This is a genomic window from Pedococcus sp. P2_E4, assembly GCF_056403935.1.
The window spans coordinates 60,700-83,170 of record NZ_JBFUEO010000020.1; the positions used below are offsets into that span (position 1 = coordinate 60,700).

20 protein-coding genes, 1 tRNA gene and 2 pseudogenes are annotated in these 22,471 nt (G+C 70.6%); 8 read left to right on the forward strand and 15 right to left on the reverse strand.

Annotated features, from left to right (window positions below; translation table 11 throughout):
- Positions 1–76: 76 nt before the first annotated feature.
- The 5 genes from AC1DV7_RS11175 to AC1DV7_RS11195 form a co-directional block, all read right to left on the reverse strand.
- Complete coding sequence (locus tag AC1DV7_RS11175; RefSeq protein ID WP_477597196.1) at positions 77–2,029, reverse strand: APC family permease; 1,953 nt, start codon at positions 2,027–2,029, stop codon at positions 77–79.
- A 168-nt stretch (positions 2,030–2,197) separates the two neighbouring features.
- Positions 2,198–3,175 carry a DUF389 domain-containing protein gene (locus AC1DV7_RS11180; RefSeq protein WP_477597197.1) on the reverse strand — a complete coding sequence of 326 codons (978 nt, stop codon included), beginning with the start codon at positions 3,173–3,175 and terminating at the stop codon, positions 2,198–2,200.
- A 340-nt stretch (positions 3,176–3,515) separates the two neighbouring features.
- Positions 3,516–4,538 carry a zinc-dependent alcohol dehydrogenase family protein gene (locus tag AC1DV7_RS11185; protein WP_477597198.1) on the reverse strand — a complete coding sequence of 341 codons (1,023 nt, stop codon included), beginning with the start codon at positions 4,536–4,538 and terminating at the stop codon, positions 3,516–3,518.
- A gap of 14 nt (positions 4,539–4,552) precedes the next feature.
- Positions 4,553–5,770 carry a multidrug effflux MFS transporter gene (locus tag AC1DV7_RS11190; protein WP_477597215.1) on the reverse strand — a complete coding sequence of 406 codons (1,218 nt, stop codon included), beginning with the start codon at positions 5,768–5,770 and terminating at the stop codon, positions 4,553–4,555.
- Positions 5,771–5,811: 41 nt separating this feature from the next.
- Positions 5,812–6,375 carry a cyclophilin-like fold protein gene (locus tag AC1DV7_RS11195; RefSeq protein ID WP_477597199.1) on the reverse strand — a complete coding sequence of 188 codons (564 nt, stop codon included), beginning with the start codon at positions 6,373–6,375 and terminating at the stop codon, positions 5,812–5,814.
- A gap of 101 nt (positions 6,376–6,476) precedes the next feature.
- On the opposite strand from AC1DV7_RS11195, the gene AC1DV7_RS11200 reads away from it, so the two are divergent.
- Complete coding sequence (locus AC1DV7_RS11200; RefSeq protein ID WP_477597200.1) at positions 6,477–7,355, forward strand: helix-turn-helix transcriptional regulator; 879 nt, start codon at positions 6,477–6,479, stop codon at positions 7,353–7,355.
- Positions 7,356–7,995: 640 nt separating this feature from the next.
- Here the strand turns inward: AC1DV7_RS11200 and AC1DV7_RS11205 are convergent.
- Positions 7,996–8,068, reverse strand: a tRNA-Ala gene (locus AC1DV7_RS11205).
- Positions 8,069–8,224: 156 nt separating this feature from the next.
- Between AC1DV7_RS11205 and AC1DV7_RS11210 the strand changes: the two genes are divergently transcribed.
- Entirely contained in the window at positions 8,225–8,668 is a 444-nt protein-coding gene (locus tag AC1DV7_RS11210) for a DUF2231 domain-containing protein (protein ID WP_477597201.1), read from the forward strand.
- Positions 8,669–8,726: 58 nt separating this feature from the next.
- On the opposite strand, the gene AC1DV7_RS11215 is transcribed toward AC1DV7_RS11210, so the two are convergent.
- The 6 genes from AC1DV7_RS11215 to AC1DV7_RS11240 form a co-directional block, all read right to left on the reverse strand.
- Positions 8,727–9,725 (reverse strand): hypothetical protein, encoded by a 999-nt coding sequence (locus AC1DV7_RS11215; protein WP_477597202.1) that lies wholly within the window; start codon positions 9,723–9,725, stop codon positions 8,727–8,729.
- Between the two features lie 10 nt (positions 9,726–9,735).
- Entirely contained in the window at positions 9,736–10,398 is a 663-nt protein-coding gene (locus AC1DV7_RS11220) for a GNAT family N-acetyltransferase (RefSeq protein ID WP_477597203.1), read from the reverse strand.
- 10 nt (positions 10,399–10,408) lie between these two features.
- Positions 10,409–10,912, reverse strand: coding sequence for a MogA/MoaB family molybdenum cofactor biosynthesis protein (locus AC1DV7_RS11225; protein WP_477597204.1), 504 nt, complete (start codon positions 10,910–10,912; stop codon positions 10,409–10,411).
- Entirely contained in the window at positions 10,909–11,337 is a 429-nt protein-coding gene (gene moaC / locus AC1DV7_RS11230; protein ID WP_477597216.1) for a cyclic pyranopterin monophosphate synthase MoaC, read from the reverse strand. The genes AC1DV7_RS11225 and moaC overlap by 4 nt, the downstream gene beginning before the upstream one ends.
- Positions 11,338–11,426: 89 nt before the next feature.
- The gene (gene glp / locus AC1DV7_RS11235) at positions 11,427–12,647 is read right to left on the reverse strand and encodes a molybdotransferase-like divisome protein Glp (protein ID WP_477597205.1); all 1,221 of its coding nucleotides are present in this window, start codon (positions 12,645–12,647) and stop codon (positions 11,427–11,429) included.
- Complete coding sequence (locus AC1DV7_RS11240) at positions 12,644–14,044, reverse strand: UTP--glucose-1-phosphate uridylyltransferase (RefSeq protein ID WP_477597206.1); 1,401 nt, start codon at positions 14,042–14,044, stop codon at positions 12,644–12,646. Before AC1DV7_RS11240 ends, glp begins: the two co-directional genes overlap by 4 nt.
- Positions 14,045–14,073: 29 nt before the next feature.
- Between AC1DV7_RS11240 and AC1DV7_RS11245 the strand changes: the two genes are divergently transcribed.
- Positions 14,074–14,640 (forward strand): 5-formyltetrahydrofolate cyclo-ligase, encoded by a 567-nt coding sequence (locus AC1DV7_RS11245; RefSeq protein ID WP_477597207.1) that lies wholly within the window; start codon positions 14,074–14,076, stop codon positions 14,638–14,640.
- Here the strand turns inward: AC1DV7_RS11245 and AC1DV7_RS11250 are convergent.
- Positions 14,609–17,341, reverse strand: coding sequence for a penicillin acylase family protein (locus tag AC1DV7_RS11250; RefSeq protein WP_477597208.1), 2,733 nt, complete (start codon positions 17,339–17,341; stop codon positions 14,609–14,611). The genes AC1DV7_RS11245 and AC1DV7_RS11250 overlap by 32 nt on opposite strands.
- An 80-nt stretch (positions 17,342–17,421) precedes the next feature.
- Between AC1DV7_RS11250 and AC1DV7_RS11255 the strand changes: the two genes are divergently transcribed.
- Both AC1DV7_RS11255 and AC1DV7_RS11260 read left to right on the forward strand, forming a co-directional pair.
- Positions 17,422–18,945, forward strand: a complete 1,524-nt coding sequence (locus tag AC1DV7_RS11255) for a potassium/proton antiporter (protein ID WP_477597209.1) — start codon at positions 17,422–17,424, stop codon at positions 18,943–18,945.
- A gap of 100 nt (positions 18,946–19,045) precedes the next feature.
- Positions 19,046–19,186, forward strand: a pseudogene (locus AC1DV7_RS11260) (FmdB family zinc ribbon protein); the annotation flags it as partial.
- Between the two features lie 14 nt (positions 19,187–19,200).
- Here the strand turns inward: AC1DV7_RS11260 and AC1DV7_RS11265 are convergent.
- The gene (locus AC1DV7_RS11265) at positions 19,201–19,461 is read right to left on the reverse strand and encodes a hypothetical protein (RefSeq protein ID WP_477597217.1); all 261 of its coding nucleotides are present in this window, start codon (positions 19,459–19,461) and stop codon (positions 19,201–19,203) included.
- 80 nt (positions 19,462–19,541) lie between these two features.
- On the opposite strand from AC1DV7_RS11265, the gene AC1DV7_RS11270 reads away from it, so the two are divergent.
- The 3 genes from AC1DV7_RS11270 (at position 19,542) to mscL (ending at position 21,536) form a co-directional block, all read left to right on the forward strand.
- Positions 19,542–20,378, forward strand: a complete 837-nt coding sequence (locus AC1DV7_RS11270; protein WP_477597210.1) for an S-methyl-5'-thioadenosine phosphorylase — start codon at positions 19,542–19,544, stop codon at positions 20,376–20,378.
- An 11-nt stretch (positions 20,379–20,389) separates the two neighbouring features.
- Positions 20,390–21,085: an SAF domain-containing protein gene (locus tag AC1DV7_RS11275; RefSeq protein WP_477597211.1), complete on the forward strand. Its 696-nt coding sequence runs from the start codon at positions 20,390–20,392 to the stop codon at positions 21,083–21,085.
- A gap of 88 nt (positions 21,086–21,173) precedes the next feature.
- The gene (gene mscL / locus AC1DV7_RS11280; protein WP_477597212.1) at positions 21,174–21,536 is read left to right on the forward strand and encodes a large conductance mechanosensitive channel protein MscL; all 363 of its coding nucleotides are present in this window, start codon (positions 21,174–21,176) and stop codon (positions 21,534–21,536) included.
- Positions 21,537–21,699: 163 nt separating this feature from the next.
- Here mscL and AC1DV7_RS11285 read toward each other — a convergent pair.
- Positions 21,700–22,471: pseudogene (locus AC1DV7_RS11285) on the reverse strand (hypothetical protein); the annotation flags it as partial.

The following is a 22,471-nucleotide window of genomic DNA, read 5'->3' on the forward strand; positions in this document are numbered from 1 at the left end:
TAGCGTCCGCCATAGGTTTTATGTAGCACTGAGTGCACGCTGACGCAAGACCCAGTCGCATTCGGCGCCTGAGTCTTCAGCTGACGTGGATGCTGGGCCGCTGGGCAGGATCGGGTTCAACCTTGCGGATGATCTCGCGCACGACTGGTGGGGTGTCGCCGCGGCCCAGGAGCAGGTAGCGCAGCAAGTGCGCGACCGGGGACCCCTCGGACCACTCGAAGTGGCAGTGCGGGTGCAGACCGGTCGCGTCGCGCAGCGCAAGGAGGACGGCGGCGATGGCATTTGGCGCCGCCGGGCTGGCCACGCGCAGGATTCGGTAGCCCGCCACCTCGACGCCGTGCACGCGCAGCACGTCGGAGAAGTCGGACGGGTCGTCGATGTCGACCTCGAGGAACAGCACGTCAGAGCGACCCGGGACCGGGTTCATTGCCCGCTGCTCGGCTTCCTTGGCGACGTACTCGGCCTCGTCGCCCGCTTGGCGCTTGTTCGCGATGAGGTTCAGCAGCCCGTCGTGTGCGACCGAGTCCTCGATGAACTGGCGTGCGGGCTCGTCGAACTCGATGTGCTCGACCCGCAGCTCAGTGGTGCGGCTGATGCGCGAGACCAGCGAGACCACGACGATGCCGAGGATGAACAGACCCGAGATGGCGATGCCGTCCGGCTTCTCGCGGATGTTCTCCACCAGCGCGTACAGCAGGATGAGGGTCAGGACGGTGAATCCGGCGGCGGCAACCTTCTGGGCGTGCCGGTACGCGGAGATGGTCACGGCCACCGCGCCGGAGACCATCATCGCCAGGATGCCGGTGGCGTAGGCCCCGGCCTGGGCATTGACGTCGGCGCCGAACGCCAGCGTGATGATGACGCAGATGATGGTGTAGACGAGCACGACAGGGCGCACAGCTCGGCCCCACTCGGGCGCCATGCCGTAGGCGGGCAGGTAGCGGGGCACGATGTTGATAAGGCCCGCCATCGCGGAGGCGCCAGCGAACCACAGGATGAGGATGGTGCTGATGTCGTAGACGGTGCCGAATCCGTCGCCGAACATCTCATGGGCGAGGTAGGCCAGGGCCCGGCCGTTGGCTTCCCCGCCAGTGTTGAACTCGTCGGCCGGGATGAGCACGGTGGTGACGAAGCTGGTCGACAACAGGTAGACGGACATGATGAGCGCTGCTCCGGCCAGGAGCTTGCGGGTGTTGCGGATGCGAGAGGCCAGCTTCTCCTTGGCGTTGTGGCCGTCGGCGGCGACGAGCGGCATCATCGACACCCCGGTCTCGAACCCTGACAGGCCAAGCACCAGCAACGGGAACGCGATGACAGCGGGACCGATGGCCCCGCCCAGGCCACCGGAGTCGGACAGGGCCGATGTCCACGCCGACAGGGCGCCGTCCGTGGTGAACACCTCGACCAGCCCCTTCACCACGACGACCGCGTTCAGGGCGAGGAACACCGCCACGAGCGGGATGGCCACGCTGACCGCCTCGCTGAACCCCAGCAGGAACACCCCACCCAGAACCAGCAGCAGGAACACGGTGATGGCCACCGCGTGGCCGTGCAGGGCATCGGGGAAGAACGGTGACTCAAGCACATGGACCGACGCGTCCGCCGCGGACAGGGTGATGGTGATGATCCACGAGGTGGCCACGAACCCGAGCAGAACGAGCACGAAGACCTTGCCCCGCCAGAACGGCAGCAGGTCCTCCAGCATCGCGACAGACCCTTGCCCGTGCGGGCTCTCCCGAGCGACGCGCGAGTACATCGGCAGCATCCCCAGCAGGGTCAGGAGCACGATGAGCAGCGTTGCCAGGGGCGAGAGCGCGCCGGCGGCAAGCGCGGCGATGCCGGGCAGGTACGCCAGGGTGGAGAAGTAGTCGACTCCGGTGAGGGTCATCACCTTCCACCACGCGTGGGGTTGCGCGTGCTCCTCACCCGACTCTGGTCCGACGGGCTGCACCCGGTGCTCGAGCAGCCACGTGGCTCCGGGCTTGGTGGACTCCGCCGGTTTGGCGGGGCTTGGCACGCGGGCAGGCATGACCAACCGGTCAGAAGCGTTCATGTCGTCTCTCAGGTGTGAAGGTGGGGCGGGGCCACCCTACGGGCGGCGGGCTGTATGCCGTGCGGCACGCCGCCGTGCCCGCACAGCGCCTCCTCCTCGCCGAGTCCGTAGGGACGGACGTGAGACTGTGCTCGCCTTGGACGGCTACGACGGCTGGTGGGGCTCGCGGCGCCGCAGCCGGTCGAGCATCCGCGCACGCTTGGCCGAGATGCGCGCCCACACGGCTTGCTGGACGGCCAGGGTCGCCCATCCTGCGAGGGCCATCCCGGACAGGTTGAGCGCCAGCTGCAGGGTGCTGCCCCACACCTCGTGCCCGACGCCGAACGCCAGTCCGAGGGCGATGTTGCCGGCGGCGGGGACGGTGGTGACGGAGATGAACACCCCTGACAGGCCACCGGTGCGGGCCGAGGTCAGTGACAGGACACCGGCGGCCCCGGCGATGACCGCCACGATGAACGACCACTTGTCCGGGAAGTAGATGAAGTCGGTGCCGGGACGCGGCCCGGTCACGTCAGCCAGGCTGATCCAGCCGAGCGCCTTTCCCGCCAACGCGAGCAAGGTGGTCAGCGCAATCGCGGCCGCGAACCCGGCTACGAGCGTCACCGTGGCGCGGCGCAGCAGGGTGTACCGGCGGCGGACCAGCGCGACCCCCAGCGCCGCGACCGCCCCGAACTCGGGCCCGAGAACCATCGCCCCGATGACCAGGATCTGGGAGTCCAGCACGATGGCGATGGTCGCGATGAGGGTCGCCAGTGTCATGAAGCTGCCGTAGGTCCAGTTCAGCTCCGAGTCCTCATACGCCCGCTGCGTCACGTCCGCCCACACCACGGAGTCGGCACCGCTGCCCGGTGTTCGGCGCTCCGCGTCGTAGCCCTCCTTCGACAGCCAGGTGGTCACAGGCTCGATGTGCAGCGACCCGCCGTGGTGGACGCCGAGGTCGCGGAGCTGGTCGATGACCACGTTCGCCCCCTCACGGGCAACGTCAGCCAGGACCAGGTCGCCTGCCGGGCGCAGGGAAGCGTCGCGGACCACGGACAGCGCGCTCACGCTGGTGTCCGCTTCCAAGAGCGCCAGGACGCGGTCGGTCTGGGCGGCTGGGGAGGAGATACGCAGGTGCAGCATCGTCAGAGTGTCCCGCAGTTGCCCTGCCGCCCAGCCGCAAGACCCCGCCGGATGGCCCAGGTCGACGGCCGCGCTCGCCCCGAGAGTCGCTTCGCGCAGGAGGCGCCTCCCGTCCCCCAACACGTGCACCAATGCAACAAGGACCGGCTGCTCTCGTGAGCGCGGGGCCCCGCGCTGGCGGCGGAGCCGCCCTTGAGCCAGTACGGAAAGTTCTCACAAAGAGTCCGTGCAAGCAGCGCCCGCGACCGGAGGCCGTGTCAGCCGCCGCATGACGGCTGAGGAAGGCTGCGTGCATCAGGGCAGCGGATTCGCGCAGGGCTCCCGTTCGCCTCTGGTTCTGTCATGGCCGGAGCAGCACCTTGATGGCTTGTCTGGTGTCCATCGCCTCGTACCCGGCGGCGGCTTGGTCGAGGGGCAGTTCGAGGTCGAAGACCTTGCCGGGCTCGATCTGGCGGGTCCAGATCCGGTCGATAAGGGCAGGTAGGAACCGGCGGACCGGGGCGGGCCCTCCATGGAGGTTCACGTGGGAGAAGAAGAGTTCCATCCCGTCCAGTGCGACGTCGTGGGTGACGCCTACGTAGCCCACGTGGCCGCCGGGGCGGGTGGAGTGGATGGCCTGCATCATCGACTCCTGGGTGCCGACCGCCTCGATCACCGAGTGCGCACCCAGACCGTTCGTGAGGTCTTTGATCGCGGACACGCCGTCGTCGCCGCGCTCAGCCACGACGTGGGTGGCGCCGAACTCGAGCGCGAGCCTTTGCCGTGGTTCGTGCCTGCTCATCGCAATGATCCGTTCGGCGCCGAGTTGCTTGGCGGCCAGCACACCCAGGAGCCCGACCGCGCCGTCGCCGACCACGGCAACAGTCTTGCCCGGCCCGACGGCGGCGGCCACGGCGGCGAACCAGCCGGTGCCGAGCACGTCGGAAGCGGCGAGCAGGTGCGGGATCAGGTCGTCGTCTGGGAGCTCCGGGGTGGCGACCAGGGTGCCGTCGGCCAGGGGGACGCGCAGGCGTTCCGCCTGTGCTCCGCCGGGGGCGGCGGCCTCCCGGTGGATGCATGAGGAGTGGTACCCGGCTAGGCAGATCTCGCAAGTGTTGTCCGAGGCGAAGAACGATCCGACCACGAACTGGCCGGACCGGATCGTGGTGACGGCGGTGCCGACCTCTTCGACGATGCCTGCGTACTCGTGCCCCATCGGGGTGGGACCGGTCTGCTTCTCGATGCCGCGGTAGGGCCACAGGTCGGAGCCACACACGCAGGTTGCGGACAGCCGGATGACTGCATCGGTGGGTGCCAGGATCTGCGGCTCGGGGCGGCTCTCGACCCGGACGTCACCGGGGGCGTACATGACTGCTACACGCATGGGGCTTGCTTCTTTCAGTTGGTGGCGGGACTACGGGGAGCCACTGGTCGGCGAACGAACCACAGGTAAGCCGTCGCTGCGAGGGCGGTGCTAGCGACCGTGACGATGCCGAGAGGGATCATGGTCCTCGATCCGGAGAGGCCCACCAGTGGAGCGGTGAGAGCGCCCGCCGCGAATCGGGTGACACCGAGGATGGATGACGCGGTGCCGGCGAACTGTGGGTAGTCGGCCAAGGCGAGTGATGTCGCCGGTGGCGAGACAGCCGCGGCACCGGCGGCGACGGCGAAGAACGACACGACCGCGAACGGAAGCGAAAGGTGAATCAGCGCCGTTGCCAGGAGGCCGCCAGCCCCCACCGCAATGATCCCAAGACCGAGGATGAAGGCCAGCCTTTCCGACCAGCGTTCCGCGGCGCGCCCTCCCAGGAACCCGAACAGAGCGAATCCTGCGGCGTTGAGCCCGAACACCAGGGAGTAGGCAGCCGGGGAAAGCGCATAGATGTCCTGCAGAACGAACGATGCCCCCGCCAGGTAGGCGAAGTAGGCGGCGGCGGTAAACGCGCTGGCGAGCATCGCACCGAGGAAGAGGCGATCCCCGGCGAGGGTCCGGACGTGTCCGCCGGTACTCCGAGCACCCCCAGTGACGCGATGCTCCTCGAGCAGGGTCTCCCGGAACCCGAAGACGATCCCGAGCAGGACCAAGGCGCCGATCGCTGCAAGAACGCCGAAGAAGCCTCGCCAGTCGAGAAGTGTCGCCAGTTGCCCTCCGATGACCGGTGCGACGATCGCGGCCAGCCCGGACAGCACGACGATGCGACCGTAGTAGCGCGTGAGTTGCCGGCCCTCGTAGATGTCTCTTCCCGCGGCTTGGGCAATCACGAGGCCGACGGCGCCAGCCAACCCTTGGACGAGGCGCAGCGCGATGAGAACGGCGGCGGAGGTGCTGAACGCACACAACGCCGAGGCGATGACGAAGATGACCAGGCCGACGATCAGCGGACCCCGGCGACCGTAGCGGTCGGAGACAGGCCCTGCGACCACCTGCCCGAGCGCCAACCCGAGCAGGCACGTGGTCATGGTCAGCTGCGCTGACGAGGTGCTCGCACCAAGGTCACGGGCGAGTGCGGGCAGGACCGGAAGATAGAGGTCCATGGATGCGGGCCCTAGCACGGTGAGCAACGCGAGGATCGCCGGAACGCTACGGCTCACCGGGGCTTGCCGCGCGGACGGCATCGCACGTCCCGGGCCCGCCACTGGTGGGGTGGTCTCCACCTTCAGGACCCCGCCAGCGTCAGGGTGCCAGCAGCTGGCTCGATCCGGACGGGGAAGCTGTTGCCGGCCGAGCTGATCTCGGGGAGCCCGCTGCTCACGACTCCGAGCCGGACCAGGCCAGGCGGAGGGACCGTCTGGCCGAGGTCGTCGTAGAAGATCGCGACTGTGTGGCTCGGGCCCCAGTAGTACAGTTCGCCGACGCGGGGGTCGAACACGCGCATTGCGCCGGTGACGTCGATCGGCGACGGCAGCTGTCCAGATTTCGCCTGACCCATTGGATCCTTCAAGGACACGGCCAGCGGCAGCATCGCGGCAAACGCCCGCGCCGCCGGCGTGTCATCGAGGGTGACCGTTGCTGGTCCGTCGGGAACGCGCAGCAGGATGTCCTCCACAGCCGCGGCGTTGCCATCGCTGGTCACGGTCGCCGAGGCCCGGTCAACGGGCAACGTCGAGTCGGGGCCAGCAGGGCCGCTCAGCGACCAGCACGCCAGCACCGCGACGACGGAGGCGGGGACCAATGCTGCGCCCGCCCAAAGGCAGGACCGGAGTCGGGGTGCAACGTTCATGCCCCAAGGAGACCGTCGCTGCGACGCCTGGAAAAGTCACTGATGATGGGTGTACTCACAGGGCATCCCTGATCGCCGACAGCGGTCGTACCGTGGTCCCCGTGGACAACCGAGCCGAAGTCCGCGAGTTCCTGACCTCGCGACGAGCCAAGATCACTCCCGACCAGGCGGGCGTCCCCCAAGCGGGGCAGCGCCGGGTCCCCGGGCTGCGGCGCAGCGAGGTGGCCGCCCTCGCCGGGATGAGCGTTGAGTACTACGCCAAGCTAGAACGCGGCGCACTGGGCGGCGTCTCAGCGGGCGTCCTCGACGCCATCGGCCGCGCCCTGCAACTCGACGACGCCGAACGCCGCCACCTGTTCCTTCTCGCCCAGGCCGCCGACGGCACAGCAGCCGCCATGCGTCCCCGCCGACGCAGCCCCGCGCAGTGGGCGCCACGGCCGAGCCTGCAATGGGCCCTTGACTCCATCGTCACCGGGCCAGCGATCGTCGGAAACAACAGGTCCGACCTCCTAGCCGCCAACCACCTCGGCCGCGCGTTGTACGCCGACGTCTACGCCGACACGACCCGGCCCCCCAACCTGGCCAGGTTCGCGTTCCTCGACACCGCCTCCCACCGGCTCTACCCCGACTGGGAGCAGATGGCAGACATCACCGTTGCCAACCTACGCACCGCCGCTGGTCAGGACCCGCACGACAAGGCACTCCAGGATCTGGTCGGCGAGCTCTCCACGCGCAGCGACGAGTTCCGGCGCCGCTGGGGCTCCCACAACGTGCGCACCCACGCGGGCGGCACCAAGCACTACCACCACCAGGTCGTCGGCCACCTCGACCTTGCCTACGAAAGCATGGACCTTCGATCCGAACCCGGGCTCAGCATGACCATCTACACCGCCGAACCCGCATCCCCAACCGCCCATGCTCTCGCCCTGCTTGCGTCGTGGTCAGCTACCCAGGAAACGGCCTCAGTAAAGAGGAACTGAACGTGTCACAGATCGAAACCACGCACGCGTGGCCCTTGCCGATGAGCCACGGGGCGGGCGCCGCGGCGATAAGCAACCAAAGCTCCGCAGTACTGCCCAACATTCGCAGTCGCAATCGCCCCTGGTTTTAAGGCGTGGGGATCCCGGTGCACGAAACCTGAGGACCACGCGGAAAGTCAGCGGTCGATCATGCGATGCATCGCCTCCTGACCGTCACTACCAACACCATTGAGCCCGGCCACCTCAGAGCAAGCCCTCGACTTCATGGCCAATTGGAGCGGCCAAGCAGCGACATCTTCGCGACCAGCGCCTCGCGGACGTCCTCCTCATTGCCGGGTGGACCGGGCTGCGCTGGTCCGAGCTGAGGGCCGTGCGCGTGCGGGACCTCGTCGAGGTGCCAATGCCCACCCTCGTCGTCCAGCGCGCCGAGCCAGAAGGCGTCGCCACCAATTGCAGAGGGCCGGCGCATCCACGAGCCTCTACCTGCACCACCTCGGCACCCCGGCCGACCGTGCGGGACTGGGGCGTCTCAACGTCCGGGGGCACGCCGGGGGCACGCGCGAGGGGGCGCCGTCCGAGTGACAAACAAACCCCGCCCGACAATCAGCGCTACCGCTGGTCGGACGGGGTCCCCGTCGGGTGGAGCTGAGGGGATTCGAACCCCTGGCCTTCTCATTGCGAACGAGACGCGCTACCAACTGCGCCACAGCCCCTTGATGCGGACGAAACAATAACACCAGCCACGCCCGTGACGGAAAACGGCCGGCCCCCTCAGCAGTGACCCCGCCGCACGCCCCGCGGCGACTCCAGCTTGGTCACGAAGTGGTTGAACGCTTGACCAGCATTGCCCGGGTTGTCCACCCTGAGGCATGACGATCAACGGCCTGCCCGCCCACCCGCTGCTCGTTCACCTCGTGGTGATCCTGCTGCCCCTGACCTCGGCCGCCGCCATCGTCGCCAGCCTCTGGCCGGCTGCCCAGCGCAAGCTGACCTTCCTCATCCCGCTCGGGGCGGTCGTGGGAGCGATCGCCGTACCCATCACCGTGCGCGCCGGCAACGAGCTCGCCGCCAAGCTGGGCGACCCGCCCTTCCTGAACGACCACCGCGACTTCGGCGAGAAGATCCTGCCCTTCGCGATCGCGCTGGCGGTGACGACCCTCGCGCAGTGGGCCTACCTGCGACGCCCCGGCCCGTCGGGCCTGCCGCGGATCGTCCTCGCGGTGCTCGTGACGGCCTCGGCCCTGGGGACGGCGGTCATCGTCGTCCTGACCGGCGACTCCGGCGCGCAGGCGGTCTGGGGCACGAAGGGCTGAGGCAGCACCGCGCAAGCCCGGGGCGAGCCGCGCGGTCAGGCGTCCGAAGACGAATGAGTCAGGCGCCGGCGACCCGGCGCTGGGGCTCCTCGTAGGCGGCGTACTCGGTGTCGGCATCGCCCACGAGGTCGGCAGAGGTCGGCGCGGGCCGCGTGACCCGGGCCTTCATCGTGTAGGTCGGGCGCGGCACGGGCACCGGGTCCCACGTCAGCGGGATGTCGTCCTCGTCGACCAGCGGCCGGCTGGGGGCCACGGGCTGCATCTCGGGCAACGCGGCAGCGGGGGCGGCAACACGCCCGGCCTCGACCGCCTGGACGTCGAAGAGCTCGTCACGCGGCGCCGCCGTGGGCACGGTGGCCGAGGCTGCGGGCACGTCGGCCTGGGCTGCCGGCGCGGTGGCGACCTCATCCGCCGCAGGAGCCGACACGGGCGCATCGACCTGCCGGGAGACCGGCTCTGGGGCCGTACGACGCACCTGCTCCGAACGGCTCCTCGAGACCTGCGTCCGCCGCTCGGCCTGGGTGGAGGACCGTGCAAACGCCACCGCAACGGCGAGGCACGCCACCGGAACGAGAGCCACCCACCCGGGGAGCATCCCCAGGAGGAGCAGCGGGACGGCAACGACCACGGTCGACAGGGCGCCGAGCATGACGAGGGCACGCGACCGGCGGGCGGAGGCCCGACCCGAGGTCGTGCGGGCCCTCATCGGATCGGCGACGACGTCCTCGTCGAACGCGTCAAGGGGACCATCGTGCGAAGCCGCCCACGAAGACGCCGACGAGGACATCGACCCGGAGGCGGTCGCGGTGTCCGCACGCTTCACGAGGATCTGGGGACGCGCGGCGCGAGCCGGCACCACGGCATACGAACGGGGGGCAGGCGTGGAGAGGTCGGTGGCGGGCAGGGGGCTGCGTCGCTCGAGCACCCGCATGGCTTCGGAGAACTGGTCGACCGAGCGCGCCGTGCTCAGGTGCTCACGGCGGCGGACCCAGTACTGCAGGAAGAAGGCAGCCCAGACGGCGATGATGACGAGGAAGACGAGACTGCTGGGCTGCACGAAGAAGACGTTAGGTCTCCTGCGGTGGCGAACCGGGGACGTGGGGCGGAGTGTCGCCAATGTGACTGGTGTGATTGTTGTGCAAACGCTCCATGAGCGTCCTCCCGCCCAGGTCCTCGACCGTGAGCGCGAAGGTCCGGTGGTCTCGCCACGCCCCGTTGATGTGCAGGTATGCCGTGCGGACGCCTTCGTCGCGCATGCCCAGCTTGCGCACGACGGCGAGGCTGTTGGTGTTCTCGGGCCGCACGTTGACCTCGAGCCGGTGCAGCCCCAGCGACTCGAAGGCATGGTCACCGGCGAGCGCGAGTGCGGTCGGCGTGATCCCGAGCCCGGCGACGTCCTCGTCGACCCAGTAGCCGGCGGCCGCGGACATCAGCGAGCCGTAGGTGATCCCGAAGAGGGAGAGCTGTCCCACGATGCGGCCCCGGGCCCGGATGACGAACGGCAGCATGCGTCCCGCCCTGGCCTCGGCGTTGTAGTGCCGGACGAGCGCCGGGAAGGACAGCGAGGTTGGGCTCCCGTTCGGCGACGTGGCTTCCCAGGCGGCGAGCCAGCGACGGTTGACCGCGCGCACCGAGCGCCAGTCCTCCGCGTCGCGCCGGCGAAGCGCATTGAGCACCAGCGGCTCCCCGGACGGGGTATCGCCGTGCAGCTCGACCGGCCACTGGCTCATCGGCGGGCCATCAGTGGTCGCCACCTCGGATCTGCGAGAGGGCATGCAGCAGAACAGGTTCCAGCACGGACAGGCCGTCCCGGACACCTCCGGAGGACCCGGGGAGGTTGACCACGAGCGTCCGGCCGGCCACCCCGGCCAGACCCCGGGACAGCATCGCGGTGGGGACACCCGCCGCGACCCCGGCCGATCGGATCGCCTCGGCGATGCCCGGGACCTCCCGATCGAGGACGGCACGCGTGGCCTCGGGCGTGCGGTCGGTCGGCGACAGCCCGGTGCCGCCGGTCGTGACGAGCAGGTCGAGGTCCTGCGAGAGGGCTGCCGCGAGCGCCTCGTCCACCGACGGCCCGTCAGGGACCACGGTCGGGTCGTCGACCTCGAAGCCCAGTCGCCGCAAGGCCTCCACGATGATCGGGCCTCCGCGGTCGGGATAGACCCCCTGTGCCGCCCTGGTCGAGCACGTGATGACCACCGCTCGCACGGGGGCCGGGGCTGCCGCGGGCGCGTCGCTCACGACTCCACCCAGTCGCCCGACCGGCCGCCTGACTTGGCCGTGACCCGGACGTCCGTGATCCGGGCGTGCTTGTCAACCGCCTTGACCATGTCGATGAGGGCGAGCGAGGCGACCGCGACCGCCGTCAGTGCCTCCATCTCGATGCCCGTGCGGTCGGCCGTCCGGACCGTGGCCACGACGTCGACCCCGTCGTCGGCGACCGCGAGGTCGACCTCGACACCGTGGACGGCGATCGGGTGGGCCAGCGGGATCAGCTCGGGGGTCCGCTTCACGGCCTGGATCCCAGCGATGCGGGCCACCGCGAGCGCGTCGCCCTTGGGGACGGTGCCGTCGCGGAGGGCCGCCACCGCGGCGGCAGACAGCAGGACGCGGCCGGCGGCGCTGGCCTGCCGGGCCGTGACGTCCTTGGCGGACACGTCGACCATGTGGGCGGACCCGTCGGCGCGGACGTGGGTGAGCCCGGCGGCCGGGGTGCCCCCGGTGGTCGAGCCGGCCGGGGTGGTCGGGACGTCGCTCACTGGCCCTCCCGCCCGAGCAAGGGGAGGCAGTCGATGGCATCGCCCTCGCGGACCTCGGTCACCTCGGGTGGGATCACCGCGAGCGCGTCGGCCACGGCCAGCGCCCCGAGCATGTGCGACCCCTGGCCACCGGCCAGCCGGGCCCGGTCGTCGTCGAGGACGACCCGCAGGAACTCCATCTTGCCGGGGATGGACGAGAAGGGCTCGGCCGCGACCGCCGGCAGGTAGCCGGGCGGGTACGACGGCTCGGGCCGCCCCGCCATCGCCCGCAGGGCAGGTGCGACGAAGACGTGGAACGACACCAGCGCGCTGACCGGGTTGCCCGGCAGGGTGAATACGGGGACCTTGTCCTCGCCGAGCACCCCGAAGCCCTGCGGCATGCCGGGGCGCATCGCCACCTTGTCGAACTGCATCGTGCCGACCCGGGACAGCACCTCCTTGACCGTGTCGAAGGCTCCCATCGAGACACCACCGGTGGTGATGACGACGTCGGCCCGCACCAGCTGCCCCTCGAGGGTGTCCATGAGCTCGCGTGCGTCGTCGCGGACTCCCCCGACCCGGTATGGCGTGGCCCCGACCGCGGTCACCGCGGCCGTGAGCATGACTGAGTTGGAGTCGACGATCTGCCCGAACCCGGGGGTGCGACCCACCTCGACCAGCTCGTCGCCGGTCGAGATCACGACGACGCGGGGGCGTGGCACGACGCGCACGCGCGAGGTGCCCGCCGCGGCGAGCAGCGCGATCTGACCCGGCCCGAGCAGCGTGCCGCGGCGCAGCACCACGTCACCGGACTCGACGTCCTCGCCCGTCTCGCGGACGTGCTGGCCCACGACCGAACGCGCGTTGACGGTGACGTTGACGACCCCGCCGTCGGTCGCCTCGACCGGGACGACGGCGTCGGCGCCCCTCGGCATCGGGGCGCCGGTCATGATCCGCATCGTCTGGCCGGGGGCCAGCGACAGGGGCTTGGTGTTGCCGGCCGCGATGTCGTTGACCACAGGGAGGACGACCGGCGAGTCAGGGGCAGCCGTCGCCACGTCGGCGGCGCGCACGGCATACCCGTCCATGGCTGAGTTGGTGAACCCCGGAAGGGACCCGCGGGCGACCACGTCCTCGGCGAGGACGGTGCCCTGGGCGTCGAGGACACCCTGCTCGAACGGCCGGATGACCTTGACCGTGTCCAGGATGCGATTGAGGTGCTGCTCGACGCTGATCATGCCGCGTCCACCGGTGAGCCCTGCCCGAGCGTGGCACCGTCAGGGACCGTCCGCGGCTCGTCGGCCTCGACGAGCACGTCGCCGACGCACCGCACGTCGGCGCCGAAGGTCACGTCACCGTGGACGGTCAGGGACGTGCACTCGCGCAGCGACGGCGCCCCGGCCGGGAAGCGTGCGTCGAAGTCGGCGATCAGCTTGTAGTGGTCGTCGAGGTCGACCTGCGGGTCCGGGTCGTCGCCCTGGGCAGCGATCTGCGAGCCGTCCTCGAAGCCGTAGAGGTCGGAGCGCAGCAGCAGCAGCTCGTTGGTCGTCTTGACCGGGCGGAACCGGCTGCGAGGCACGTGCACCGCCCGAGCCCCGTCGAAGACCTCGATCGCCGTCCCCATCGCCGACTCGACCTGGATCACGGGCGTCGAGTCCTTGCGGCTCGGGTCGACGGTCTTGCGGTTGACGATGATCGGCAGGCCCAGGACCCCGTCCTTGTCGGCCAGCGCCTTTGCGAGGACGTCGAGGTCGACCCACAGGTTGTTGGCGTGGAACAGCGTGTGGCGGCTGGTGTCCTGGAAGTACTGGTCCTCGCCGGGGGCCACCATCGCCGACTCCCGCAGCACCAGCCGGCCGTCGCTCTTGCGGACCGCCAGGTGACCTCCCTTGCGGTCGTTGCGCGTGCGCTCGCAGACCTCTGACACGAACGGGATCGACTCGCGCGCCATCCAGGCCGGGATCGCGGGGTCGCACGTGGCGCCGAGGTTGTCGGCGTTCGACAGGAAGGCGTAGCGAACTCCCTTGTCACGCAGCGTGTCCAGGATCCCGCTCGCGACCAGCGACACGTAGATGTCGCCATGTCCGGGTGGACACCACTCGAGATCGGGGTCGTCGGGCCACGAGACGGGGGTGAGGTCGTCGGCACGCAGCTTGGGCTCGGCGCTCTGCAGGAAGTCCAGGGGCAGACCCTCGACCTCGAGCTCCGGGTAGTCCGCAAGGACCTTGAGGGACGCCTCACGGGTGCGGAACGAGTTCATCAGCAGCAGGGGGATCTGCACCCTGTGGCGCTCGCGCAGGGCCAGCACCTGTCGGGCGATCACGTCGAGGAAGGTCAGACCCTCGCGCACCTCGAGCACGGACTTGGGCCCGGACAGCCCCATGCTCGTCCCGAGCCCGCCGTTGACCTTGACGACGGCCGTGTGGCCGAGCGCCTCGACCTGCTCCTGCTCGGTCGAATCCAGCGAGGCCAGGGTGGGCACCCCCCGCATCGGCTCGATGTCCGCCTCCGGCATCAGGCCCGTGGTGCCCGCCTCGAGCTGGTCGTAGAAGTGCTCGAACACCCTGACGGCGCGGGGGTCGACCCCGCGATCCTGCATCCGCTGCACGGCCTGCGTCTTCCCCGTGGCGCTCACACGGCCCACCCTAGTGCGACCATTGGACGGTGGCCGAGAACCGCAAGGACACCCTGAGGGCACAGGTCGGGGCCCGCCGTCGCGAGCTGGTCCCCGGTCGCGACCGCGCCGCCGACGCGGAGGCCCTCGCCATCGACGCCCTCACCGCCGCCCACGACGCCGGGGTACGACCCGGCGACTGGGTCGCCTCCTACGAGTCCCTCCCCTCCGAGCCACCGACGGAGGCGACCATCGCGGCGCTGGCCGCACGCGGCATACGGGTCATGGTCCCCATCACGCTCGCGGACTGGGACCTCGACTGGCGCGAGGTCGGGACCGAGGTGGCCCTGGGGGTCGATGCCGTCGCCGACGCCCTTCTGGTCCTCGTGCCCGCTCAGGGCGTCGACGGTTCCGGCACCCGGCTGGGCCGGGGCAAGGGGTGCTACGACCGTGTCCTGCCGCGCACGAGTGGAGTCGCGGTGGCCGTCGTGCACCCGTGGGAGGTGACCGACGACGACCTCCCCACGGAACCGCACGACAGACCCGTCGACGCCGTGATGGCCGCCGGGCTGGGGGTCCGGTGGTTCAGGACGTCGACGCCGCAGGGACGAACGTGAGCTTGTCGCCGCCCGCCTCGTCGACCGCCTTGCGGGAGTAGGGCCAGTCGAACAGCTCGTTCTTGGACCACGCCTCGACCTGGTCGTCGTAGTGCGAGGAGTAGGTGTGGCCGCTGTTGCCGGTCTGGTTGACCCAGTGCGAGGCGTCGAGGTTGGACAGGTCGACGACCATCCGCATCGACGGCGCCCAGTCCACGGTGAACGCCTTGCGCGGCTCCTCGAGCCCGAGGCTGGCATCCCAGCCGTTCGCGTTGACGATGGCCGAACCACCCGGGAGCTCGATCGGCCCACGGTTGAAGACCTTGTTGACCAGGCCGGGGACGTCGTCGCCACCGAGCACCTGGTGGGTCAGCGTGAGGGTGTGCAGCTGACCCCACTGCCAGTCCGCGGGCTCCTTGCCGAGCTTCTTGGTCAGCTCGAGGCGCGCGTCGACGAGGGCCTTGCGCAGGATCTCGGACTGCCCCTCGGTGACACCAGCCGTGCGCTTGTCGTCCCACCAGGCCGAGCGGGGCTTGGTGAGCAGCACCGTGACGGCCTGCATCCACTGGTCGCCACCGTCGGCCCGCAGGTCCGTGGGCAGCTCGTCGTTGAAGGTCAGGTCGAGCAGCGTGGACCAGACCGCGTTGAAGTATGCCGCGGCGGCGCCGGCCTGCGAGTCGCCCGTCGGCGTCGTGAAGTCCCACTCGCGCAACAGGTCCTGGGCCTGCGCGGTGAAGTCGTCACCCTGGAGGTCGACCGACAGCAGCGCCTTGACGAGGGTCGGCGCGAACAGGCTGCGGGTGTCGCCCTGGATCTGCGACATGGTGGCGGGCGTGACCTTGGTGTTCTTCTCCAGCAACGACCGGATCCGCTGGCTGCGGAAGCCGTAGTCGAACTCGGTCGTCAGGAACGGGGTGGTGCTCGGCGTGACCGCCTGGTTGGCCGCGACGATGAAGCCTTCGGGCGGGTTGTAGGCGTACGGCATCTGCTCGAACGGGACGTAGCCCTTCCAGTCCCACGACGACACCCAGCCCGGGCGGATCCAGAAGCCGGGCGCGGTGTCCATGTAGCGGCTGCGCACCGGGATCTGACCAGGCGCCTGGTAGCCGATGTTGCCCGCGGTGTCGGCGTACAGGAGGTTCTGCGACGGGACGGCGAAGCTCTTGGCGGCCTCGCGGAACTCACCGAAGTTGGTGGCCCGGTTGAGCCCGAAGATGGCGTCGGCCGTCTTGCTGGGGACGATGCCGGTCCACTGCAGGGCGACCTCGTAGGTGCCCGGGCTGGGGCGGCCGTTGACGGGTGGGCTCTCCCCCGCGCGGGCGATGCTCTCGATGGCGTCGGACAGGATCGGCCCGTGCTCGGTGCTGCGCACGGTGATGGTCTCGGACCCCCCGCCGCCGATCTTGATGGTCTCGGTGCGCGTGGTCAGCGGCACCTGCTTGCCGTCCCGCAGGTAGGTCTGGTCGCGCACCTGCTCGAGGAAGAAGTCACTGACGTCCGGGCCGAGGTTGGTGAAGCCCCACGCGATCGACTGGTTGTGGCCGATGACGATGCCGGGCAGGCCCGAGAACGAGTAGCCGGAGACGTCGAACGGGCACGAGCTCGAGACGCTGCGGCAGTGCAGTCCGACCTGGTACCAGATGCCGGGGATGCTGGTGCCGAGGTGCGGGTCGTTGGCGAGCAACGGCTTTCCCGTACTGGTGCGTCCACCGCCGACGACCCAGGAGTTCGACCCGATGCCGTCGCCGCGCCCCATCGTGACCGGGACGTTCGCGAGCGCACGCTCCACCGCGGCATACGCAGCAAGCGCCTGCGGGCTGGTCTCGGCGCTGGCCGCCTCCCGCTTGGCAGGCTTGGCCTGCGCCGTGGACCGGGCGGGCTTGGCCTGCGCGGGCCAGGCCTGCGCGGGCCAGGCCTGCGCGGGCTTGGCCTGCGCCGTGGAGCCCACGAACGCTGAGGGGACCGCGGACTTGGCCGCGGACGAGCCGGCGTCGGACGACTGGGGCGCCCGCCAGTCCTGGGCCGACAGGATCGGCTTGTGCGTGTCGAAGGGGTACGACGGGTACAGCTCGTTGATCTGGTTGATGGACATCGTCCCCGCGAGGCGCGCGCGCATCAGCTCGGCGGTGTAGTCGCCGCGCAGGTCCCACGCCATGGCCTTGAGCCACGCGAGCGAGTCGGCCGGGGTCCAGTCCTCGACCCGGTAGTCGGGGACGGACGTCCCGAGGAACGCGTACTCCAGCGACATCCGCGAGGGGCTGCCCTGGCGGTGGATGTAGGCGTTGACGCCGTCGGCGTAGGCCTGGAGGTACTGCCGCGTCTCGGGCTCCAGCGTCGGCAGCTCGGCCTCGGCGACCCGCCGCCAGCCGAGCGTGCGGATGACGCGGTCGGTCTCGAGACCACCCTTGCCGACCAGCTCGGACAGCCGGCCCGAGGTGATGTGCCGTCGCAGGTCCATCTCGAAGAAACGGTCCTGGGCGTGGACGTAGCCCTCGGCCCGGAACAGGTCCTCAGCGGTGTCGGCGTAGATCTGCGGGATCCCGTGCTCGCCTCGGATCACGTCCACCTTGGCGGTCAGGCCGGGGATGCTGAGCTCGCCCTCGCTGGTCGGAAAGGGTCGCCGGATCCACGTCACGGCAAGCACCGTGACGATGCCGAGGGCGACGACGAGCAGGGCCGCCACGGCGACGAGGATGCGGCGGGCGAGAATCACGCGGGACACCCTGCGAGACTATCCGCACGCCAGTGAGGGAAAGGACGTGACGGGCCGTGCACAGTGCCTTCCCTTGGGCTGCACCAGTCTTGGGAACCGCTGCGTCCGAGTCGTCCGGAGCCTTCACGCTGCACGACCTCACTCCGGCGCTGCTGGTGGGGTCGGTCGTCCTGCTCGTCTCGGTCGCAGCCGTCCGCCTGTCGGTCAAGTCGGGGCTGCCGTCGCTGCTCATCTACCTCGGCATCGGCCTGGCCATCGGCGAGGGCGGCTTCGGGATCAAGTTCGACTCGGCCGAGCTGACCCAGGTCCTCGGTTACGCCGCGCTGATCCTCATCCTCGCCGAGGGCGGGCTGAGCACCCGCTGGGACGGCATCCGGCGCTCGGTCGCCCCGGCCGCCCTGTTGTCGACCCTGGGAGTCGTCATCTCGGTGGCCGTCGTCGGGTTCGGCGCGCGCTACATCCTCCACCTCGACTGGAACACCGCGCTGCTCGTCGGCGCCATCCTCACGTCCACCGACGCCGCCGCCGTGTTCTCGGTGCTGCGACGCGTGCCCCTGCCGCGCAGGATCACCGGGATGCTCGAGGCCGAGTCCGGCTTCAACGACGCGCCCGTGGTCCTGCTCGTGACCGCGCTCGCCGCGCGCAGTGCCAAGCCCGACGAGGCCGACCCCTGGTGGGTCCTGGCGGGCACCGCCGGCCTCGAGCTCGTCGCCGGGGCGGCGATCGGCCTGGCCGTCGGCTGGCTGGGCGGCCAGTTCATGCGACGGTTCGCGTCGAGCTCGTCGGGTCTGTTCAGCATCGGGGTCATGGCCCTGACGGTCCTTGCGTATGCCTCGGCCGCCAGCGTGCACGCCAGCGGCTTCCTCGCGTGCTACCTCGCGGCGCTCGTGCTCGGGAACCTCCGGCTGCCGCACCGGCCAGCCGTCCAGGGTTTCGCGACGGCCCTGGGCTGGCTGGCCCAGATCGGGCTGTTCGTCCTGCTCGGCCTGCTGGCCTCGCCCGGCCAGATGGACGAGCAGCTCGTCTCAGCCGTCGTCATCGGGCTGGTCCTGCTCCTCGTGGCGCGGCCGTTGTCGGTCGTCGTCTCGCTCCTGCCTTTCCGGCTGTCCTGGCGCGACCAGGCGTTCCTGTCGTGGGCCGGGCTGCGCGGGGCGGTCCCGGTCGTGCTCGCCACCGTGCCCGCGACGGTCGGCGCGCCCAACGTCGAGGGGATCTTCGACCTCGTCTTCGTGCTCGTGGTCATCTTCACCATCGTCCAGGGGCCGACCCTGCCGTGGGTGGCCCAGCGGTTGGGGATCGTCGAGGACTACCAGACCCTTGACCTCGCCGTGGAGTCCACGCCGCTGGAGGAGATGGGCGCCGAGATGCTCCAGGTCAGCGTCGGGCTGCACTCCAAGCTGCATGGTGTCGAGGTGTTCGAGCTGCGGCTCCCCCAGGGCGCCAACGTCACGCTGGTCGTGCGCGACGACAAGGGTTTCGTCCCTGCCGGCAACACCGTCATCCGGCGGGGCGACCAGCTGCTCATCGTCGCGACGGCGGAGTCCAAGACCCCGGCCGAGAAGCGGGTGCGGGCCGTCAGCCAGCACGGACGGCTGGCCGGCTGGAAGAACTAGGGCCGCTGGAGCCTTACACTTGGCACTCGCACTGTGACAGTGCCAGCCCGGGCCAGTCCCGACACGACCGAGTGAAACCCCGCAGAACCTTGGAGGAAGAGTGCCGACGTACTCCTACGCCTGCACGGAGTGCGACCACCGCTTCGACGCGGTGCAGTCGTTCAGTGACGACTCATTGACCGTGTGCCCCGAGTGCCAGGGACGCCTGCGCAAGGTGTTCAACGCCGTCGGGGTCGTGTTCAAGGGTGGCGGGTTCTACCGCACCGATTCACGCAGCGGCTCGTCCGCGTCCGTCCCGGCCAGCTCCGGGTCGTCGGGGTCGGGGTCGTCTTCGTCCGGCTCGTCCTCCGGCTCGTCGTCCTCGGGCTCCTCGTCCTCCGGCTCGTCGACGACCTCCTCGTCCGGCTCCTCGTCCTCGGGCTCGACCTCGTCCGCCGGGGGCTCGGCCGCCTGAGGTGAGACACCCCCAGGTGCCGCCCTCGCGGCATACCGACGAACCGGCCCGTCCCTGTCCACAGGGGCGGGCTTCGTCGTGGGCCGTCCACAGCGGATCCCACGGCGGGCCGGGACGAGGGGGTGCTGCGTAGGCTGCCCGTATGCCCTCGACCAGCGCCCCCGCGGACCTCGGCCTCATCGGCGGGTCCGGCTTCTACGAGTTCTTCGACCGTGCCGAGCGGGTGCGGGTCGAGACCCCGTTCGGGGCGCCGAGCGACGACCTCGTGATCGGCGAGGTCGACGGGCGACGGGTCGCGTTCATCGCCAGGCACGGCCAGGGGCACCGGTTCCCACCGCACCGGGTCAACTACCGCGCCAACCTCTGGGCGCTGCGCTCCGTCGGGGTGCGCCAGGTGCTGTCGCCGTGCGCCGTCGGCTCGCTGCGGCCCGAGCTCGGTCCCGGCACGATCGTGGTTCCCGACCAGGTGGTCGACCGCACGTGGGGGCGCGACCACACCGTGTATGCCGAGGAGGGGCCGGTCGTGCACGTGGGCTTTGCCGACCCCTTCTGTCCGCGCGGGCGTGCGGTTGCGGTGCAGGCCGCAGGGGCGGCCGGGAAGCCCGTGGCCGACGCCGGCACGCTCCTCGTCATCAACGGTCCGCGGTTCTCCTCCAAGGCCGAGTCGGCGTGGCACCAGCAGGCCGGCTGGTCGATCGTCGGCATGACCACGGCGCCCGAGGCGGCGATCGCCCGCGAGCTCGCGATGTGCTTCACGACCGTCGCACTCGTCACCGACCACGACGCCGGGGTCGACGGGGGCGAGGCCGTCACCCACGAGGAGGTCCTGGCCGTCTTCGCCCAGAACATCGACGGCCTCAAGTCGGTGCTGCGCTCGGCGCTGTCGGCCATGCCGGCCGCCGAGAGCGACGCCGAGGCGACCTGTGGCTGCCGTCGCGCGCTCGACGGCATCACGCTGCCGTTCGAGCTGCCTGGCTGAGGCAGTCGGCCATGCCGCGGGTCGCCCACGTGGTCGGCTGGGCGTACGGTCCGGGCCGGCGCCGGCAGTGGCGCCGGCGGATGCTGCGCCGCACCGCCGCGGTGGCGTGCGCGATCGTCGCTGCCGTCGCCGTCACCGCCTCCCGGTCGACAGACTCCGCCGGTCTCGAGCGCCTGGTGGTAGCGGCCCGCCCGATCGCGGTCGGCGAGATCGCGACCCGGGGCTCGGTCCGTGAGGCGTGGTGGCCGGCCGAGCTCGTTCCCGCGGACTCGGCCACCAGCCTCAGCCAGGTGCTCGGTCGCCCCCTCGGCGCGCCCATGGGGGTGGGCGAGCCGATCACCCGCGCCCGAGTGACCGGCAACGCGCTCCTGTCCGGCCAGCCCGCCGAGGCGGTCGCCGTCCACGTGACGATCCCCGATCCCGGTGTGCTCTCGATGGTCTCGGCCGGGGACCGCGTCGACCTGTGGGGGCCCGACGGACCCGTGGCGCGCGCGGTGGTCGTGTTGCGTGTCGACACGACTTTGAGGGCGGACTTCGGGGCGACGATCGGCGGTCCGGCGCCCAGCGGCTCGGTCGTCGAGGGCGGCGGTCTCGTCGTCTCCGCAGGTCAAGAGGTCGCGACCGCCATCCTGGCCGTCCCCGAGGACGCGCTCGGTCGCCCCCAGCTTGAGCTCGTGCTGCGCCACCCCTGGCCCGAGGCGGGGTGACGCGGGCGCCCGGTCCCCGAGTGGCGGCCGACTTGTCGCTAGCGTGACGGGCTGTAGGACCAACAACCAGGGAAGGGTGGGACAACCCATGAAGGGTTTCAAGGACTTCGTGATGCGGGGCAACCTCGTCGAGCTTGCCGTCGCGTTCATCATCGGCGCAGCCTTCGCCGCCGTCGTCACCGCGTTCACCAAGGTGATCGTCGAGCTGCTGGCCAAGGCCGGCGGTGCCCCCAACTTCGACAAGTGGCACCCGGGTGACCTCGTGTCGGTCGGTCCCTTCCTGACCGCGCTCGTGGCGTTCATCATCATGGCCTTCGTCGTGTACTTCTTCGTCGTGAAGCCGTACGAGCTGGCCAAGGCCCGGTACGCCAGGGACGAGGAGGACGCAGCTCCCGACGAGAACATCGTCCTGCTGCGCGAGATCCGCGACGCCCTGCAGGGCCGGGCCTGACCACGGCGACCCAACCCGACCCACCCCACCGCTCACCCGCGACCCACCCCCCGCTTCCCTCGACTTTGTCTACGGGATGCCGAATACGGGGGCGTTGAGAACCCCCGGATGCGGCGATCCGTATACAAAGTCGGGGGTGAGTGGGGGGGTGGCGGGGGGAGCCCTAGTCGGTGCCCCAGTGCGGCGGACGCTGCTCCTGCAGCCAGCGGTCGTGGGCTGACTGCTCCGTGCGCTCGCCCCACCCGGCGTCGGTGTCGTCCTTGGTCTGCTCGGGGGCACGCTTGGCCTTGCGGCCCCGCACTCGTCGCTGGCGGGCACCCTCGTCACTGGTGGGCACGAACTCCTCCTCGGTCACCGCATCTGCCTCGTCCGACGCGTMGACCGTCGGCTCGCCCATCATGAAGTCGCCCGGCTCGCCCAGCACTCCCTGGACACCGGCCGACGAGCCGTCGCCCGGGACCGGCGGCCCACCCGCAGTGGTCTCCCCGGCCCGGGTCTCCCCAGCCCGGCTCTCGGCGGCAAGGGTCGCCTCGGCAGGGGCCTGCTGCTGCGCGACGGCGCGGGCGATCGCCGTGTGCACCCGGGAGACGTCCCGGGCCGGGTCGCGGAACAGGTCGGTGCTCCACACCCGGAGGTGCTGCCAGCCGAGTCGGCCCAGCTGCTCGCCGCGGAGCCGGTCGCGGTCGCGGGTCGACCGCATGGCCGCGTAGGCCGGTCCGTCGCTCTCCACGGCCACCAGCACCTGCCCCTGGTGGTCCGGGTCCTCGACGGCGAGGTCGATCGGGTGGCCCGCTGCGCCGAACGACTCGTGGACGACCAGCCCGGTGCCGCGCAGCCGCCGGGCGAACTCGGCGAGGAGCGGGTCCGGCGTCGCGTCCACCCCGTCGCGACGCCCCGCCGCACCCGCCGCACCCGCCGAGCGCGAGCCGGTGGCG

What these genes read in the sequence shown, in the direction of transcription:
- AC1DV7_RS11270 (WP_477597210.1), top strand. Translation starts at nt 19,542, where the DNA reads ATGCCCTCGACCAGCGCCCCCGCGGACCTCGGCCTCATCGGCGGGTCC.
- AC1DV7_RS11180 (WP_477597197.1), bottom strand. Translation starts at nt 3,175, where the DNA reads ATGCTGCACCTGCGTATCTCCTCCCCAGCCGCCCAGACCGACCGCGTC.
- AC1DV7_RS11185 (WP_477597198.1), bottom strand. Translation starts at nt 4,538, where the DNA reads ATGCGTGTAGCAGTCATGTACGCCCCCGGTGACGTCCGGGTCGAGAGC.
- AC1DV7_RS11190 (WP_477597215.1), bottom strand. Translation starts at nt 5,770, where the DNA reads ATGCCGTCCGCGCGGCAAGCCCCGGTGAGCCGTAGCGTTCCGGCGATC.
- AC1DV7_RS11210 (WP_477597201.1), top strand. Translation starts at nt 8,225, where the DNA reads ATGACGATCAACGGCCTGCCCGCCCACCCGCTGCTCGTTCACCTCGTG.
- AC1DV7_RS11220 (WP_477597203.1), bottom strand. Translation starts at nt 10,398, where the DNA reads ATGAGCCAGTGGCCGGTCGAGCTGCACGGCGATACCCCGTCCGGGGAG.
- moaC (WP_477597216.1), bottom strand. Translation starts at nt 11,337, where the DNA reads ATGGTCGACGTGTCCGCCAAGGACGTCACGGCCCGGCAGGCCAGCGCC.
- mscL (WP_477597212.1), top strand. Translation starts at nt 21,174, where the DNA reads ATGAAGGGTTTCAAGGACTTCGTGATGCGGGGCAACCTCGTCGAGCTT.
- AC1DV7_RS11175 (WP_477597196.1), bottom strand. Translation starts at nt 2,029, where the DNA reads ATGCCTGCCCGCGTGCCAAGCCCCGCCAAACCGGCGGAGTCCACCAAG.
- AC1DV7_RS11195 (WP_477597199.1), bottom strand. Translation starts at nt 6,375, where the DNA reads ATGAACGTTGCACCCCGACTCCGGTCCTGCCTTTGGGCGGGCGCAGCA.
- glp (WP_477597205.1), bottom strand. Translation starts at nt 12,647, where the DNA reads ATGATCAGCGTCGAGCAGCACCTCAATCGCATCCTGGACACGGTCAAG.
- AC1DV7_RS11275 (WP_477597211.1), top strand. Translation starts at nt 20,390, where the DNA reads ATGCCGCGGGTCGCCCACGTGGTCGGCTGGGCGTACGGTCCGGGCCGG.